Below are 17,517 nucleotides of genomic sequence, written 5' to 3'. Positions count from 1 at the left end.
GCGGCGTTAGCTGGCCTGTTGACGCTTACCGTAGCGCACGCAAAAGCGTTGCCGCCTGCGGTAAGCGTAGACATCCTCCACATAGCCGTCGCGAATGCGCGCCTGTAGATGGCCAGTAATCAGCGGAAAACAGCTCGCTGTGCATCTCCTCAAACATTGCCAACTGCGCCTTGTCGGCAAACAGGAATTGGCGAAACTCTTCGGGAAAGACATCGTTAGGCGCTACGCTGTACCAGGGCTCGCTTGCCAGCTCATCCTCCGGGTAGCGCGGCGCGGGAATATCACGGAAATTCACCTCGGTCATGTAGCAAATCTCATCGTAATCATAAAACACCACCCGCCCGTGGCGCGTCACGCCGAAATTTTTGAACAGCATATCGCCGGGAAAAATATTGGCAGCAGCCAACTGCTTGATAGCATTACCATACTCCTCAATCGCATCATGCTGCTGCTGCACCGATGCACTATCGAGATACAGGTTAAGCGGCGTCATACGACGCTCCATGTAGAGATGGTTGATCAAGATCTGATCGCCCACATCCTCCAGCTTTTCAGGCACTTCACGGTAGAGTTCCGCCAGCAGCTCCGCACTGATCCGGCGTTTATCAATCACGAAGTTTTCATACTCCTGAGTGTCTGCCATACGCCCCACCCGGTCATGTTCTTTCACCAACTGATAGCAAGATCGTACCCGTGCGGCGCTGACCTCTTTCTGCGGTGCAAAGCGATCTTTGATCACCTTAAACACCCGATCGAAGGACGGCAGAGTAAAGACCAGCATCACCATTCCCTTAACGCCGGGGGCAATAATGAACTGTTCGTGAGAGGCGGCGACATGGTTGAGGTATTCGCGGTAATACTCGGTTTTGCCGTGTTTCTGGCAGCCAATGGCGCAGTAAAGCTCCGCCGTGGTTTTCCCCGGCAAGATCTCCCGCAACCACGCCACCAGTGCCCCCGGTTGCGGGGCATACACCATAAAGTAGGAACGCGCGAAGCCAAACACGATGCTGGCTTCCGCTTTACTGATAAGGCAGGTATCGATAAACAGCGCGCCCTGCTCGGTTTGATGCAGGGGCAGCAAAAACGGCAGCGTCTCATCAGGCAATATCAGCTTGCCCACCAGCCACGCCGCCTTGTTACGGTAAAACAGCTCGTTAGCCACCTGTAAGCGCGCCTCGGCTAACTGCTGCGCGCTAAACGCCTGCGTCAGGCTGGTAACGATATTGCCGATATCCCGCGCCAGATCGTCCCAGGTCAGGCGCAGCGGCAATTCCGACAGCAGTTTGTCCAGCGTATCATGCCAGCCTTCGCGCAGAACAATATCGCGGCACAGCGGGCGCGATATCTCGCCCATCCTGCGTTCAGGCTGCGAGCTGAACACAAACAGCTTATCCGTTGTGAGTTCACGATGATTGAACAATCGACAGTAGACGGAGTTAAAGAAACTTTCAGCAATCTCGAAGCGGGGATAGTCCGGTAACAAGGTGGTGTACACGGTTTTCACGCTGGCGAGAAAGGTCGCGTCGTAACAGCGTGGCCCGGTGATACAGCGCAACTGCTCCACCACCAGACCCACGTGGTGGTCGTAAAGGTGGATACGCTGCTTCATCGCCTGCTGCACCGCCTGCCAGTCAACCTGTTCGAAACGCTGCTGCGCGCCTGCGGTCACCTCTAAAAAGCGGCCATACTGCGCATCAAACCCTTGCAGAATGGTCTGCGCCACCAGTTGCTCCAGATTACGCCTCATGATGTGCTCCGCAACAACGACCAGCCCACTGGCTGGCCGTCAGACTGATGACGAAGCCCGTTGTTAGGTGAAGTGCGGCGATGGGGTCGTAACGGCCTTGGCCGTCGGAGCGCCCCTCGGCGCGATTCGCCGGGAAACTCGGGCATACAGAAAAAGCGAATCCGGTGTCTCAACGCCAGCAGACTGGCCGATGAGGATCAGAATTGCTGCTCTTCCGTCGACCCCGTCAGCGCGGTCACTGACGACGCCCCACCCTGAATGATGGTGGTCACTTTGTCGAAATAGCCGGTCCCCACTTCTTGCTGATGAGAGGAGAAGGTGTAACCCCGGTTAATCGCGGCAAATTCCGGCTGCTGCACTTTTTCCACGTAGTGTTTCATCCCCTCGCCTTGCGCATACGCATGGGCCAGATCGAACATGTTGAACCACATGCTGTGAATGCCCGCCAGCGTAATAAATTGGTACTTGTAGCCCATTTCTGACAGCGCATCCTGAAAGCGTGCGATGGTGGCATCGTCCAGGTTCTTCTTCCAGTTGAAAGAGGGGGAGCAGTTATAAGCCAGCAACTTGCCGGGATATTGGCGATGAATGGCATCGGCAAAGCGCTGCGCCAGCGCTAAATCCGGCGTTGAGGTCTCACACCACACCAGATCGGCATAGGGCGCATAGGCCAAACCGCGGCTGATGGCCTGCTCAATACCGGCATGGGTGCGATAGAATCCCTCCACGGTGCGCTCTCCGGTCACGAATTCACGATCGTAAGGGTCACAGTCTGACGTCAGCAGATCGGCGGCATCGGCATCAGTGCGTGCAACCACTAAGGTCGGGACCCCCATAACGTCCGCCGCAAGACGAGCGGCCACCAGTTTCTGAATCGCCTCTTGCGTCGGCACCAGTACTTTGCCGCCCATATGCCCACACTTCTTCACCGAGGCCAGTTGATCCTCAAAATGGACCGACGCCGCCCCGGCTTCAATCATCGATTTCATCAGTTCAAAGGCATTCAGCACCCCGCCGAAACCGGCTTCCGCATCTGCAACGATCGGCAGGAAATAATCCACATGGCGATCGTCATTGGGTTCAATACGGTTGGCCCACTGAATCTGATCGGCCCGACGAAAGGTGTTGTTGATGCGCGCCACCACCGCCGGCACCGAGTTTGCCGGATAGAGCGACTGATCCGGATACATGCTGGAGGCTAAATTCGCATCCGCCGCCACCTGCCAGCCGGAAAGATAGATCGCTTCAATGCCCGCTTTCGCCTGCTGTAGCGCCTGTCCGCCGGTCAGTGCACCGAGACAATTCACATAGCCTTTGCGCGCGCTGCCGTGCAACAGCGCCCACAGTTTGGCGGCACCGTGCTGGGCCAGCGTCGATTCCGGATTCAACGAACCGCGTAGCGTAATCACATCTTCGGCACTGTAAGGACGTTGAATACCCGCCCAACGTTCGCTTTTCCATTCTTGTTGCAGTTGTTCAATTTGTTGAGTACGAGAGGTTGTCATTATGAGGTGTCCTATTTATCAAGCACGGTTAGTCGAGCAGGGTGTAGCCTGGCAACGTCAGGAAATCGATCAGTTTGTCTTGTGTGGTTATCTGATCCATCAGACGCGCCGCTTCGTCAAAGCGTCCACCGCTAAAACGCGCCTCGCCTAATTCCTCCTGGATCACCAGCATTTCTTCTGCCAGCATGCGCTGGAACAGGGCTTTGGTGACCACTTGCCCATCACTCAGCGTTTTGCCGTGATGGATCCACTGCCAAATGGAGGTACGGGAAATTTCTGCCGTGGCGGCATCCTCCATCAGCCCGTAAATCGGTACGCAGCCATTACCAGAGATCCAGGCTTCGATGTATTGCACCGCCACGCGAATATTGGCGCGCATCCCCGCTTCGGTGCGCTCACCGGGACAAGGTGCCAGCAATTCTGCGGCGCCGATCGGCGCATCCCCCTCCCGGCTCACCTCAAGCTGATTGACGCGTTCACCTAACGCAGCATCAAAAACCGCCATTACGGAATCCGCCAGGCCAGGGTGGGCAATCCAGGTGCCGTCATGGCCATTCTTGGCCTCTAATGCCTTGTCCTGACGAACTTTTTCCAACACCCACTGATGACGCGCTGGCTCTTTACTGGGAATAAACGCGGCCATTCCGCCCATCGCAAAAGCGCCACGACGGTGACAGGTTTTGATGAGCAAACGGGAATAGGCATTGAGGAACGGCTTATCCATGGTGACGGATTGCCGGTCAGGCAATACGCGATCGGCATGGTTTTTCAATGTCTTGATATAGCTGAAAATATAATCCCAACGGCCGCAATTCAGCCCAACAATGTGGTCACGCAGCGCATGCAGAATCTCATCCATCTGGAACACCGCTGGCAGTGTTTCAATCAGTACCGTGGCCTTGATGGTGCCGCGTGGCAAATCAAAGCGATCTTCGGTATAGCTGAACACCTCACTCCACCAGGCCGCTTCACGCCAGGATTGCAGTTTGGGCAGATAAAAGTAGGGACCGCTGCCCTTTGCCAGCAAGGCTTGATAGTTATGGTAAAAGTAGAGCGCGAAATCGAACAACCCACCGGGAATCGCTTCTCCTTGCCAGGTGACATGTTTTTCCGGCAGGTGCAAACCGCGCACCCGACAAATCAGCACGGCAGGATTCGGTTTAAGCTGGTAGATCTTGCCTTCATCATTGACGTAGGAGATGGTGCCCCGCACCGCATCGCGCAAATTGAGCTGACCATCGATCACCTTTTCCCATGAAGGAGACAGCGAATCTTCAAAATCCGCCATAAACACTTTCACGTTCGCGTTCAGGGCGTTGATGATCATCTTCCGTTCAACAGGCCCGGTGATCTCCACTCGGCGATCTTGTAAATCCGCCGGGATACCACGAATGGTCCAGTCAGCATTTCGAATGGAAGTCGTTTCCGAAATAAAATCTGGCAACTCACCTGCATCAATCTTCTGCTGTTGTAGCTGTCTTTCCAGCAACAACCCATTTCTTGGTAACAAGAAACGGTTGACCAACGCTGCCAGAAAATCGGTGGCCTCTTCTGGCAGAACACTCTGCTCTGCCATGCCAAAACGTTCACTGAATACCAACTCTCGGCTTATTGTCTGCTGTGTCATCTCTCGGGTTCCTTTTCTCAGTGCCACGCTCCCTGTTAACAGAGAGGGGTTATCAAGGGGCGAAATTTTCAACCAACAGAATTAAGCGTAATCCAATTACATTAAAAATAAAAAACGATTTCCATTTTTAACTAATAAAGAATTTATCTTAATGATTTATATTAAAAAAAATATTAAAAAATCAGGGAAGCTATTTTCAATGCAAGTCAGCGGGCATAAAAAAGGGTGCCATTAGGCACCCTGAGTCAAACGGCAGGAGGTTCTAGTCCAGCGTTGGATTCATACGACGCAGATCGAACGGTGTGATCTGATAAACACAGTAGTTGAGCCAGTTAGCAAACAACAAATGCCCGTGGCTGCGCCAACTCGCTTTTGGCGCATTCTCTGGATTGTCATCAGGGAAGTAGTTCAACGGCACGATCGGATTCAAGCCCGCATCGCGGTCACGAAAGAATTCGCTGGCAAGGGTATACGCATCATATTCAGGGTGCCCGGTGACAAACACTTGACGCTTATCTTTGCTGGCAAACAGATAGGCACCGGCTTCATCAAACTCAACCAGAATATCCAGATCGGCATACTCACGAATAATATCCGTGGGGAAATCAGCGTAGCGCGAATGGGGAGCCAGGAAGGTTTCATCAAAACCACGGGTAAGCAACGCATGCTGCTGCACCGTGTGATGCGTATATACGCCAGAAAGCTTCTTACTGCGCGTCATCTTAGGGATGCCATACAGCAGATTTAATCCAGCCTGTACTGCCCAACAGACAAACAGCGTGGACGTGACATGATCTTTTGCCCAATCGATCACTTTTGCGATCTGTGGCCAGTAAACTACATCGCAGAAATCGACCAGCCCCAACGGTGCGCCGGTGACAATCAGACCATCGAAGTTCTCGTTCTCAATATCCTCGAAGTTACAGTAGAAGTTATTGAGATGTTCTGTAGGGGTGTTCTTGGATTCACGGCTATCGATGCGCAACAGTTGGATATCTACCTGCAACGGCGAGTTGGAGAGCAGACGCAGGAACTGATTTTCCGTCTCAATCTTCTTTGGCATAAGGTTCAATACCAATACCTTTAACGGGCGAATTTCCTGAGTACTGGCACGGGAAGTGGTCATGACGAACACATTCTCATTGCGCAAAAAACTTACCGCGGGTAACTCATCAGGGATCCGAATTGGCATGGCACTACACCTCACTGCAACCGTTTATACGTTTATACGTTTATACGTTTAGACATCCAGATGCATGAAGATAACCAGTTTTCCCCTACTTGTACAGCGCACAGGCCGAAGTTGAATAATCTTCATCCTGTGCACTGTGCAGTGCGGTTTACATCTGCACTTCTTTCCCTTTTCGGTGCAACAGCAGAGAAACAAACATTGCCATCAGGCACATAGCAGAGACATACCAGAAGAACGTGGTTTCAACACCGGCTGATTTCAACGACAGTGCGACGTACTCAGCCGAACCGCCAAACAGCGCATTGCCTATCGCATAGGAAAGCCCTACGCCCAGCGCCCGTACCTCAGGAGGGAACATCTCTGCTTTCAGCACACCGCTGATCGAGGTGTAAAAACTGATGATCATTAACGCCATCACGATAATGCCAAAGGCGGCGTATGGGCTTGACACATTCTGCAAGGCGCTGAGGATTGGAACGGTAAACAACGCCGCCATCGATCCAAAAATGATCATCATGGTGCGCCGCCCGATTTTATCTGACAACGCACCAAACACCGGTTGCAGCAGCATGAATATCACCAGAGCCGCGGTCATCACACCGCTTGCGGTTTTTGCATCCATACCCGCCGTATTCACCAGGTACTTCTGCATGTAGGTGGTGTAGGTATAAAAGCTCAACGAACCTGCGGCGGTAAAGCCCAGCACAATCATAAAAGCACGCCGGTTATGCCACAAACCAGAAAGCGTTCCCGCATCTTTACGCTGGCGCGTGCTGGTGCTCGAGGTTTCATGCAGTGAACGCCGCAGGTATAAGGCCACAATCGCCAGCAGTCCACCCAATGCAAAGGGAATACGCCATCCCCAGGCTTTCAGTTCTTCAGTGCTGAGCCACTGTTGCAGGATAACCAACACCAACAGCGCCAATAACTGCCCACCGATCAAGGTAACATATTGAAAGGAGGCATAGAAACCGCGCTTGCCCTCAACGGCAACTTCACTCATGTAGGTTGCGCTGGTGCCATACTAGCCGCCAACAGAAACCCCCTGAAACAAACGGGCCAGCAGCAGCAAAGCCGGTGCCCAATGGCCAATCACGCTATAAGTCGGCAAACAGGCGATAACGAATGAGCCACAGCACATCATACAAACAGAGATAAGCATCGAGGTGCGGCGACCATGCTTATCAGCAATATAGCCAAACAGCCAACCACCGATCGGACGCATCAGAAACCCGACGGCAAATACGCCAGCGGTTTGCAGGAGTTGCGTCGTGGTATCACCACTGGGGAAAAACGCAGAGGCAAAATAGAGTGCGCAGAACGAATAGACATAAAAATCGAACCATTCCACCAGGTTACCGGATGAGGCTCCCACAATGGCGAAAATCCGCTTGCGTGTATCATGGAGGTCTAGGTGTTGCTGCGCAAGCGGTGGTGTTACATCTGCCATAGTAAAAATCCCTATAAGAGTTATAAATGCGTGCAGCGGCATGCTCATGCATACGGCACAAGTAAATTGTTATAATTTGGTAAAACGTAGTGAAAACAACGTGCAAAAGCGTGTGGTGGAAACGAGTTATTCTCGATGTTGTCACAAACAGAGAGTAAGAGAAAGGTTATTACATTAATAAAACGGGATATAAGGCGTGTCTGAATGCTCCTTTTTTCCACAAAATAACGGGGAAAATGAATATTACGCACAGCAAAAAGGGCTGTCCTTTCGGACAGCCCCTTCGCTACTCTTTAGCATCAGACGTCGTCTGATAATCAATATAAAAGCCTGGCAGTTCCCTACTCTCACATGGGGAAGCCCCACACTACCATCGGCGCTACGGCGTTTCACTTCTGAGTTCGGCATGGGGTCAGGTGGGACCACCGCGCTATCGCCGCCAGGCATATTCTGTTTCATCTCACCCGTCCTTTCGAGCCAGCAAGACCAATCTGTCAACAAGCTGAATTACGAGTAACGATTCTCTTCATCACCACTCACAACCACCAAAACATCTTCGGCGTTGTAAGGTTAAGCCTCACAGGTCATTAGTACTGGTTAGCTCAATGCATCGCTGCACTTACACACCCAGCCTATCTACGTCGTCGTCTTCAACGGCCTTTTAGCGTCCTCTAGGGACAAGGGAGAACTCATCTCGGGGCAAGTTTCGTGCTTAGATGCTTTCAGCACTTATCTCTTCCGCACGTAGCTACCGGGCAATGCCATTGGCATGACAACCCGAACACCAGTGGTGCGTTCACTCCGGTCCTCTCGTACTAGGAGCAACCCCCCTCAATTCTCCAACGCCCACGGCAGATAGGGACCGAACTGTCTCACGACGTTCTAAACCCAGCTCGCGTACCACTTTAAATGGCGAACAGCCATACCCTTGGGACCTACTTCAGCCCCAGGATGTGATGAGCCGACATCGAGGTGCCAAACACCGCCGTCGATATGAACTCTTGGGCGGTATCAGCCTGTTATCCCCGGAGTACCTTTTATCCGTTGAGCGATGGCCCTTCCATTCAGAACCACCGGATCACTAAGACCTACTTTCGTACCTGCTCGAGCCGTCACTCTCGCAGTCAAGCTAGCTTATGCCTTTGCACTAACCTCCTGATGTCCGACCAGGATTAGCTAACCTTCGTGCTCCTCCGTTACTCTTTGGGAGGAGACCGCCCCAGTCAAACTACCCACCAGACACTGTCCCCAGCCCAGATCATGGGCCCAGGTTAGAACATCAAACATTAAAGGGTGGTATTTCAAGGTTGGCTCCATGCAGACTGGCGTCCACACTTCAAAGCCTCCCACCTATCCTACACATCAAGGCTCAAGGTTCAGTGTCAAGCTATAGTAAAGGTTCACGGGGTCTTTCCGTCTTGCCGCGGGTACACTGCATCTTCACAGCGAGTTCAATTTCACTGAGTCTCGGGTGGAGACAGCCTGGCCATCATTACGCCATTCGTGCAGGTCGGAACTTACCCGACAAGGAATTTCGCTACCTTAGGACCGTTATAGTTACGGCCGCCGTTTACTGGGGCTTCGATCAAGAGCTTCTCCTTGCGGATAACCCCATCAATTAACCTTCCAGCACCGGGCAGGCGTCACACCGTATACGTCCACTTTCGTGTTTGCACAGTGCTGTGTTTTTATTAAACAGTTGCAGCCAGCTGGTATCTGCGACTGCGCAAAGCTTCAGGAGTAAATCCCTACACCTCGCACAGCGTGCCTTCTCCCGAAGTTACGGCACCATTTTGCCTAGTTCCTTCACCCGAGTTCTCTCAAGCGCCTTGGTATTCTCTACCTGACCACCTGTGTCGGTTTGGGGTACGATTCAATGTTACCTGATGCTTAGAGGCTTTTCCTGGAAGCTGGGCATCTGTCACTTCAGTACCGTAGTACCTCGTCATCACGCCTCAGTGTTAACAGTGACCCGGATTTATCAAAGTCACCCACCTACACGCTTAAACCGGGACAACCGTCGCCCGGATGACATAGCCTTCTCCGTCCCCCCTTCGCAGTAACACCAAGTACAGGAATATTAACCTGTTTCCCATCGACTACGCCTTTCGGCCTCGCCTTAGGGGTCGACTCACCCTGCCCCGATTAACGTTGGACAGGAACCCTTGGTCTTCCGGCGAGCGGGCTTTTCACCCGCTTTATCGTTACTTATGTCAGCATTCGCACTTCTGATACCTCCAGCAAACCTCACAGTTCACCTTCAACGGCTTACAGAACGCTCCCCTACCCAACAACGCCTAAGTGTCGCTGCCGCAGCTTCGGTGCATGGTTTAGCCCCGTTACATCTTCCGCGCAGGCCGACTCGACCAGTGAGCTATTACGCTTTCTTTAAATGATGGCTGCTTCTAAGCCAACATCCTGGCTGTCTATGCCTTCCCACATCGTTTCCCACTTAACCATGACTTTGGGACCTTAGCTGGCGGTCTGGGTTGTTTCCCTCTTCACGACGAACGTTAGCACCCGCCGTGTGTCTCCCGTGATAACATTCTTCGGTATTCGTAGTTTGCATCGGGTTGGTAAGTCGGGATGACCCCCTAGCCGAAACAGTGCTCTACCCCCGAAGATGAATTCACGAGGCGCTACCTAAATAGCTTTCGGGGAGAACCAGCTATCTCCCGGTTTGATTGGCCTTTCACCCCCAGCCACAAGTCATCCGCTAATTTTTCAACATTAGTCGGTTCGGTCCTCCAGTTAGTGTTACCCAACCTTCAACCTGCCCATGGCTAGATCACCGGGTTTCGGGTCTATACCCTGCAACTTAACGCCCAGTTAAGACTCGGTTTCCCTGCGGCTCCCCTATACGGTTAACCTTGCTACAGAATATAAGTCGCTGACCCATTATACAAAAGGTACGCAGTCACACCCATAAAGAGTGCTCCCACTGCTTGTACGTACACGGTTTCAGGTTCTATTTCACTCCCCTCGCCGGGGTTCTTTTCGCCTTTCCCTCACGGTACTGGTTCACTATCGGTCAGTCAGGAGTATTTAGCCTTGGAGGATGGTCCCCCCATATTCAGACAGGATGTCACGTGTCCCGCCCTACTCATCGAGCTCACAACCTGTGCATCTTCGTGTACGGGACTATCACCCTTTACTGTGCGACTTTCCAGACGCTTCCACTGACACACAAGCTGATTCAGACTCTGGGCTTTTCCCCGTTCGCTCGCCGCTACTGGGGGAATCTCGGTTGATTTCTTTTCCTCGGGGTACTGAGATGTTTCAGTTCCCCCGGTTCGCCTCATGCCACTATGTATTCATGACATGATAGTGCAACGAATTGCACTGGGTTTCCCCATTCGGGTATCGTCGGTTGTAACGCTTCATATCAGCTTACCGACGCTTTTCGCAGATTAGCACGCCCTTCATCGCCTCTGACTGCCTAGGCATCCACCGTGTACGCTTATTCACTTAACCTCACAACCCGAAAATGTTTCAGGTGTGAAAGCTTGAGAGAATCACAATAGTAGTAGTGAGCCACTATTGCTCGTTTCAATTTTCAGCTTGTTCCAGATTGTTAAAGAGCAAAATACTTCGCAGCATACTGTCAAACAGTACACTCTGAAGTATTGGGTATCGATACGGTAAATGGTGGAGCTATGCGGGATCGAACCGCAGACCTCCTGCGTGCAAAGCAGGCGCTCTCCCAGCTGAGCTATAGCCCCATCGAATGTTAGACCTTTGCCAAATCGTTTTTGAGCAAGGCGTGAAATGACGACGCATACACCAGTATGCGAGTTGTTTCACAACGCAGCACAAGAACGATTTTGGTAGGCCTGAGTGGACTTGAACCACCGACCTCACCCTTATCAGGGGTGCGCTCTAACCACCTGAGCTACAAGCCTATAAGGTCTTCTAACCGCTCGATTTCTTTCATCAGACAATCTGTGTGAACACTTCACAAGATCAGTATCATTAGGTAAGGAGGTGATCCAACCGCAGGTTCCCCTACGGTTACCTTGTTACGACTTCACCCCAGTCATGAATCACAAAGTGGTAAGCGCCCTCCCGAAGGTTAAGCTACCTACTTCTTTTGCAACCCACTCCCATGGTGTGACGGGCGGTGTGTACAAGGCCCGGGAACGTATTCACCGTAGCATTCTGATCTACGATTACTAGCGATTCCGACTTCATGGAGTCGAGTTGCAGACTCCAATCCGGACTACGACGTACTTTATGAGGTCCGCTTGCTCTCGCGAGGTCGCTTCTCTTTGTATACGCCATTGTAGCACGTGTGTAGCCCTACTCGTAAGGGCCATGATGACTTGACGTCATCCCCACCTTCCTCCAGTTTATCACTGGCAGTCTCCTTTGAGTTCCCGGCCGAACCGCTGGCAACAAAGGATAAGGGTTGCGCTCGTTGCGGGACTTAACCCAACATTTCACAACACGAGCTGACGACAGCCATGCAGCACCTGTCTCAGAGTTCCCGAAGGCACTAAAGCATCTCTGCTAAATTCTCTGGATGTCAAGAGTAGGTAAGGTTCTTCGCGTTGCATCGAATTAAACCACATGCTCCACCGCTTGTGCGGGCCCCCGTCAATTCATTTGAGTTTTAACCTTGCGGCCGTACTCCCCAGGCGGTCGATTTAACGCGTTAGCTCCGGAAGCCACGCCTCAAGGGCACAACCTCCAAATCGACATCGTTTACAGCGTGGACTACCAGGGTATCTAATCCTGTTTGCTCCCCACGCTTTCGCACCTGAGCGTCAGTCTTCGTCCAGGGGGCCGCCTTCGCCACCGGTATTCCTCCAGATCTCTACGCATTTCACCGCTACACCTGGAATTCTACCCCCCTCTACGAGACTCTAGCTTGCCAGTTTTGAATGCAGTTCCCAGGTTAAGCCCGGGGATTTCACATCCAACTTAACAAACCGCCTGCGTGCGCTTTACGCCCAGTCATTCCGATTAACGCTTGCACCCTCCGTATTACCGCGGCTGCTGGCACGGAGTTAGCCGGTGCTTCTTCTGCGAGTAACGTCAATAAGCAAGGTTATTAACCTTACTGCCTTCCTCCTCGCTGAAAGTGCTTTACAACCCGAAGGCCTTCTTCACACACGCGGCATGGCTGCATCAGGCTTGCGCCCATTGTGCAATATTCCCCACTGCTGCCTCCCGTAGGAGTCTGGACCGTGTCTCAGTTCCAGTGTGGCTGGTCATCCTCTCAGACCAGCTAGGGATCGTCGCCTAGGTGAGCCATTACCCCACCTACTAGCTAATCCCATCTGGGCACATCTGATGGCACGAGGCCCGAAGGTCCCCCGCTTTGGTCTTGCGACGTTATGCGGTATTAGCTACCGTTTCCAGTAGTTATCCCCCTCCATCAGGCAGTTTCCCAGACATTACTCACCCGTCCGCCGCTCGTCACCCAAAGAGCAAGCTCTCCTGTGCTACCGCTCGACTTGCATGTGTTAGGCCTGCCGCCAGCGTTCAATCTGAGCCATGATCAAACTCTTCAATTTAAAGTTTGATTTGCTTCTGCAAGAGAAGCGATGCTCAAAGAATTATTACTGTTAGTTCGTAATGAATTAACTGTTGTTCACTCTTCAAGACTTTTATTTTTTAAGCCCGTAGGCTTTACGATAAAGTCCTGTGAGTGCCCACACAGATTGTCTGATTAATTGTTAAAGAGCGTTGCCACATCAACCGTGGCGCGGGAGGCGTATATTACGCTGCACCGCTGAAAAGTCAACGTTAATTTTTCAATTTCGCGTTCGGCTTTCCTGTTTTACTTCTTACTGTTACCACAACCGCGTGTCGCTGTTGCCGTGTCAGTGGAGGCGCAGTATAGACACTTCTCGCGCCCTGACAAGGGCTAATTTCAATTTTATTTCTGAATGCGTGTTTTTTCGGCGGAGCGTACTAAACATCAGCATTAAACGCGTTTTTTTGCACCAAGCTGAGCAAATTCATAGGCGAAATGCTCAACCTGTTGCCAATCGGTGTATTCAATCTCTTTACTGCTGTCCGTCTCACCACCGGTCATTCGCATAATAAGCTGAATCATCACCCGGTCGAGCCAGCCATAGCGTGGATAGCGCAGTGCACCGGCAAACACACCGCACAAGGCTGGCTGCCACGGGGAGCGCAGCAAAAACTTCCTGGTATAGGGATTGGTTTGTGCCGTGCGCTTTTCTGGCTTACGTGCAGTCAGATTCACAGAGAAGAACGCATTTGGCAGACGCTGCAATTCCCCCAGGTGCTGCTTAATAAAAGCATAAACCTCCGGCTGGAAATGACCGTAACGTACCGAAGCACCGATCAGAATGCGATCGTAGTGCGCAGGCTCAATGTTGTCAGCGGCTGTGATGTTCACCACATCGCACTCGACCTTCCCCTTTAGCACTGTCGCGATATAAGAGGCGATAGCCTTGGTTTGACCATCCTTACTGGAAAAAAGTATCAACGCTTTCATAGGACATGGCTCTTTGGCTTTTTGTTTGAAGTTATGCGCGCCAGAACGTAGGCGTAAACAACACCAGCAAGGTAAACACCTCAAGACGCCCGAACAGCATGGTTGAAATCAGAATCCATTTCGCTGCGTCATTCATGGTGGTGAAGTTATCGGCCACAACACCCAATCCCGACCCCAGATTGTTTAACGTCGCCGTGACAGCGGCAAATGCAGAAAAATCATCCACACCGGTGGCTATCACCGCCAGCATGCTGACAATAAACACCAATGCATAGGCGGAGAAAAAGCCCCATACCGCCTCGAGGATCCGCTCCGGTAACGCACGACGTCCAAGTTTGATGGTATAGACCGCATTAGGGTGCACCAATCGTTTGAGCTCGCGGTGTCCTTGCAAGAACAACAGCAGGATGCGAATCACTTTTAACCCGCCGCCCGTCGAGCCCGCGCATCCACCGATAAAGGCAGAGCACAGCAGTAAGACAGGCAGAAATAGCGGCCAGGCGGCAAAGCTGCTGGTGGTAAACCCCGCAGTAGTCGCCATCGATACCACCTGGAAAAACGCCTGATTCAGCGTCTGGATACCGCTGTCGTAAACATTATGGAACCACAGCACCAGCGTGCACACCGCCACCAGCGACATCTGAACGAAGATGAACATGCGAAATTCCGGATCGCGCCCGTATACTTTAAGGCTTCTGCCGCTCAACATGGCAAAGTGCAAGCCGTAATTACAGCCGGAAATCAGCAGAAACACCGCGATGATGGTATTAATAGTGGGGTTGTTGAAATAACCGATGCTGGCATCATGGGTCGAAAAGCCGCCGATGGCAATGGTGGAAAAGCTGTGTCCGATAGCATCAAACAGTGACATTCCCGCCAACCACAGCGCTAGCGCACAGGCCACGGTAAGCAGCACATAGATCATCCATAACGTTTTCGCAGTCTCCGCGATGCGCGGCCGCATTTTATTATCTTTCAACGGCCCCGGCATCTCAGCGCGATAGAGTTGCATGCCCCCAACGCCGAGGATAGGCAGAATCGCTACCGCCAATACGATGATCCCCATCCCGCCGAACCACTGCAACATCTGCCGATAGAACAGAATGGCTTTTGGCAATGAATCCAACCCGACCAGCGTGGTCGCGCCCGTGGTGGTTAAGCCGGAGAACGATTCGAAAAACGCATCGGTGACGCTAAGGTTTGGATGTTCAGAGAAGATAAATGGCAATGCCCCTACGCTACCCAGTACGGTCCAAAACAGCACCACAATCAAGAAACCTTCGCGCGAGGCCAACTCATGCTTGTGTTTACGATTGGGGAACCAGAGCGCGCTGCCGATAAACAGGGCCACCAGAAAGGTTTGCGTGAATGCCCGCCCTGCGCCGTCACGATAAATCAGAGCAACCAGGCCAGGGATAAACATGGTCCCGGAAAACAGAATAACCAGTAACCCTACAATGCGGGTAATGGCGCGCAGGTGCATGGAGAAACATCCTTAACGAGTCATCAAACAGCGCTGAATTATTATCATATAATGGATATTTGCAACGTTCCCCTGCTTATATCGCGCAAACGGCGCACCGTCTCGTGATAAGCACTGTCTGGGATCGCCACCTGCAACGTCACTTCTGCACCATAATCGCAGTGATTCACTTCACCGCCCATTTGCCGAATCAACGCGCTGACGGGCGCATGTAAGGTATAGTCGCATTGTAGTCGATACGCGGTGCGCAGCACTTTTTCCAGCGTTTCCACCTGCTTCAATGCGTGCTGGACACCACCGCCATACGCCTTGACCAATCCCCCGGTACCTAACGGAATGCCGCCATAGTAACGCACCGAGACAGCGGTTATCTCACCGATTCCGCTCCCCATCAACTGCGCCAGCATGGGTTTTCCCGCCGTGCCAGAGGGCTCACCGTCATCGGAAAAGCCAAGCTGTTGCGAATCATCCGGTGCCCCGGCGACAAAGGCCCAGCAGTGGTGCCCGGCATCGGAATACCGTTCGCGCACCTGCTGCACATAGGCCTTGGCCGCCGCTACGCCGTCAGTCGGTGCCAACAGCGTGATAAAGCGGCTCTTTTTTATCTCTTCGCTGACGCTGACTTCGCTCGCAGGGATCTTATAACGTTGCATCAGGCGAGATTCAGATCCCGCGTCATGTTTTCAACGCGTTTCTCATGGAACACGATATTGTCTTCGATGCGAATCCCACCAAACGGTTTCAACATGTCGATCTTTTTCCAATCAATATGCTGGCTGTATTGCCCACCGCGCCACGGCGCCAGCAACGATTCGATAAAATAGATACCCGGCTCAATGGTCAGCACCATGCGAGGTTGCATAACACGGGTGCAGCGCAGGTAGGGATGGGCGTCTGGCGCGGCCAGATGCGTGCCGTGCTCGTCCTGCATAAAACCGCCCACATCGTGCACCTGCAAGCCTAGCGGGTGGCCCAATCCGTGTGGCAAAAAGACCCCGGTCAACCCGCTCGCCACCATCGCCTCTTCGCTCATCCCTTGCACCAGGTGATGACGGTGCAGCAGTTTTGCCACGCGCTGATGCATCTGAATATGGTAGTCGGTATAGCGCACGCCAACCTGCATTGACTCAATCAGCGCCTGCTGTTCCTGATTCAAATCCTTGATGAGCTGCGCAAACAGGTGATCGCTTTGCGCGGCATAAGTACGGGTCAAATCGGCAGCATAGCCATGATATTCCGCACCTGCGTCAATCAGGAAGCTGCGGACCTCTGACGGCACCCGCTGTTCCAACTGGGTATAGTGCAGCACCGCGGAGTGCTCATTGAGCGCGACGATATTGTCATACGGCACATCGGTATCCCGATGACCTGTCGCGGTCAGATAGGCCTGATTGATATCGAACTCGCTCATGCCAGACAGAAAAGCTTCATGCGCGGCACGGTGCCCGACCACCGCCGTTTTCTGCGCTTCACGCATACAGAACAGTTCGTAATCGGTTTTATAGGCCCGATGGTAGTGCAGGTAATCGAGTACGGCCTTCGGGTTGATATGTTGCGGGGCAATGCCCAGAGACAGCGCACGTTCAGGCACATAGCCCAGATAAGCCACACGCTCGCGCGCCGCTGGCAGCAGCGCACCAATCTCGTCTGCGTTACGCAGCACATTCACGTCGATGTCTTTGGTCCAGAAACTCTCCGGCAAGGGCGCAACGTTATTCCAGTAATCGACCGGAGAATAGAACCACAGACGGGGTTTGTTAACCCCATCCACCCACAGCCAGCAATGGGGCACGTGGGTCACCGGAACCCAGGCTTTGAACTGGGGGTTAACCTTGAAGGGATATTCCTGATCGTCCAGAAAACGCGTCAGGGGCTCCCCGGAATGAATTAACACCGCATCGAGCTGATGCTGCGTCAGTACGTGTTGCGCGTGCTGTTGCATCGTCGCCAGATGCTGGTGGAACAAAGATGCCAGCTTTTCCATGAAGATCCTCATTAACCACAGCAAGATACGCTCAGTGTATCACAGTGATCGCAGGAG

7 protein-coding genes, 2 tRNA genes, 3 rRNA genes and 2 pseudogenes are annotated in these 17,517 nt (G+C 52.6%); all 14 read right to left on the bottom strand.

Annotated elements, in window-relative coordinates:
- Positions 1-6: 6 nt before the first annotated feature.
- The 14 genes and pseudogenes from aceK to pepQ all read right to left on the bottom strand — a co-directional run bounded on the left by aceK (position 7) and on the right by pepQ (position 17,460).
- Positions 7-1,747, bottom strand: a pseudogene (gene aceK / locus K6K13_RS04865) (bifunctional isocitrate dehydrogenase kinase/phosphatase).
- Between the two features lie 197 nt (positions 1,748-1,944).
- A complete protein-coding gene (gene aceA, locus K6K13_RS04860) occupies positions 1,945-3,252 on the bottom strand; it encodes an isocitrate lyase (protein WP_222159776.1) in 1,308 nt (435 codons plus the stop codon).
- 28 nt (positions 3,253-3,280) lie between these two features.
- On the bottom strand, positions 3,281-4,879 hold the full coding sequence (aceB, locus tag K6K13_RS04855; RefSeq protein ID WP_222159775.1) for a malate synthase A: 1,599 nt from the start codon (positions 4,877-4,879) through the stop codon (positions 3,281-3,283).
- 262 nt (positions 4,880-5,141) lie between these two features.
- Positions 5,142-6,071 (bottom strand): homoserine O-acetyltransferase MetA, encoded by a 930-nt coding sequence (gene metA, locus K6K13_RS04850; protein ID WP_222159774.1) that lies wholly within the window; start codon positions 6,069-6,071, stop codon positions 5,142-5,144.
- Between the two features lie 148 nt (positions 6,072-6,219).
- Positions 6,220-7,521, bottom strand: a pseudogene (locus K6K13_RS04845) (MFS family transporter).
- Positions 7,522-7,849: 328 nt separating this feature from the next.
- A 5S ribosomal RNA gene (gene rrf, locus K6K13_RS04840) occupies positions 7,850-7,965 on the bottom strand.
- A gap of 122 nt (positions 7,966-8,087) precedes the next feature.
- Positions 8,088-10,995: ribosomal RNA gene (locus K6K13_RS04835) — 23S ribosomal RNA — on the bottom strand.
- Positions 10,996-11,167: 172 nt separating this feature from the next.
- Positions 11,168-11,243, bottom strand: a tRNA-Ala gene (locus tag K6K13_RS04830).
- Positions 11,244-11,346: 103 nt separating this feature from the next.
- Positions 11,347-11,423 (bottom strand) — tRNA-Ile (locus K6K13_RS04825).
- 75 nt (positions 11,424-11,498) lie between these two features.
- Positions 11,499-13,040, bottom strand: a 16S ribosomal RNA gene (locus tag K6K13_RS04820).
- The 16S, 23S and 5S rRNA genes sit together here with 2 tRNA genes alongside, the layout of an rRNA operon.
- A 413-nt stretch (positions 13,041-13,453) precedes the next feature.
- Positions 13,454-13,993: a menaquinone-dependent protoporphyrinogen IX dehydrogenase gene (gene hemG / locus K6K13_RS04815; RefSeq protein WP_222159773.1), complete on the bottom strand. Its 540-nt coding sequence runs from the start codon at positions 13,991-13,993 to the stop codon at positions 13,454-13,456.
- A 31-nt stretch (positions 13,994-14,024) separates the two neighbouring features.
- Positions 14,025-15,476 carry a Trk system potassium transporter TrkH gene (gene trkH / locus K6K13_RS04810; RefSeq protein WP_222159772.1) on the bottom strand — a complete coding sequence of 484 codons (1,452 nt, stop codon included), beginning with the start codon at positions 15,474-15,476 and terminating at the stop codon, positions 14,025-14,027.
- A 44-nt stretch (positions 15,477-15,520) separates the two neighbouring features.
- The gene (locus K6K13_RS04805; RefSeq protein WP_222159771.1) at positions 15,521-16,129 is read right to left on the bottom strand and encodes an IMPACT family protein; all 609 of its coding nucleotides are present in this window, start codon (positions 16,127-16,129) and stop codon (positions 15,521-15,523) included.
- Positions 16,129-17,460, bottom strand: a complete 1,332-nt coding sequence (gene pepQ, locus K6K13_RS04800; protein WP_222159770.1) for a Xaa-Pro dipeptidase — start codon at positions 17,458-17,460, stop codon at positions 16,129-16,131. The genes K6K13_RS04805 and pepQ overlap by 1 nt, the downstream gene beginning before the upstream one ends.
- Positions 17,461-17,517: the final 57 nt, after the last annotated feature.

It is taken from the genome of Symbiopectobacterium purcellii, assembly GCF_019797845.1.
Classification (GTDB): domain Bacteria; phylum Pseudomonadota; class Gammaproteobacteria; order Enterobacterales; family Enterobacteriaceae; genus Symbiopectobacterium; species Symbiopectobacterium purcellii.
The sequence above is the reverse complement of the archived record's forward strand: the minus strand, read 5'-3'. Positions and strand labels throughout refer to the sequence as shown.

Bases quoted from the DNA above. Each gene is read 5' to 3' on its own strand.
- aceA (WP_222159776.1), bottom strand. From the start codon at position 3,252: ATGACAACCTCTCGTACTCAACAAATTGAACAACTGCAACAAGAATGG.
- aceB (WP_222159775.1), bottom strand. From the start codon at position 4,879: ATGACACAGCAGACAATAAGCCGAGAGTTGGTATTCAGTGAACGTTTT.
- metA (WP_222159774.1), bottom strand. From the start codon at position 6,071: ATGCCAATTCGGATCCCTGATGAGTTACCCGCGGTAAGTTTTTTGCGC.
- hemG (WP_222159773.1), bottom strand. From the start codon at position 13,993: ATGAAAGCGTTGATACTTTTTTCCAGTAAGGATGGTCAAACCAAGGCT.
- trkH (WP_222159772.1), bottom strand. From the start codon at position 15,476: ATGCACCTGCGCGCCATTACCCGCATTGTAGGGTTACTGGTTATTCTG.
- K6K13_RS04805 (WP_222159771.1), bottom strand. From the start codon at position 16,129: ATGCAACGTTATAAGATCCCTGCGAGCGAAGTCAGCGTCAGCGAAGAG.
- pepQ (WP_222159770.1), bottom strand. From the start codon at position 17,460: ATGGAAAAGCTGGCATCTTTGTTCCACCAGCATCTGGCGACGATGCAA.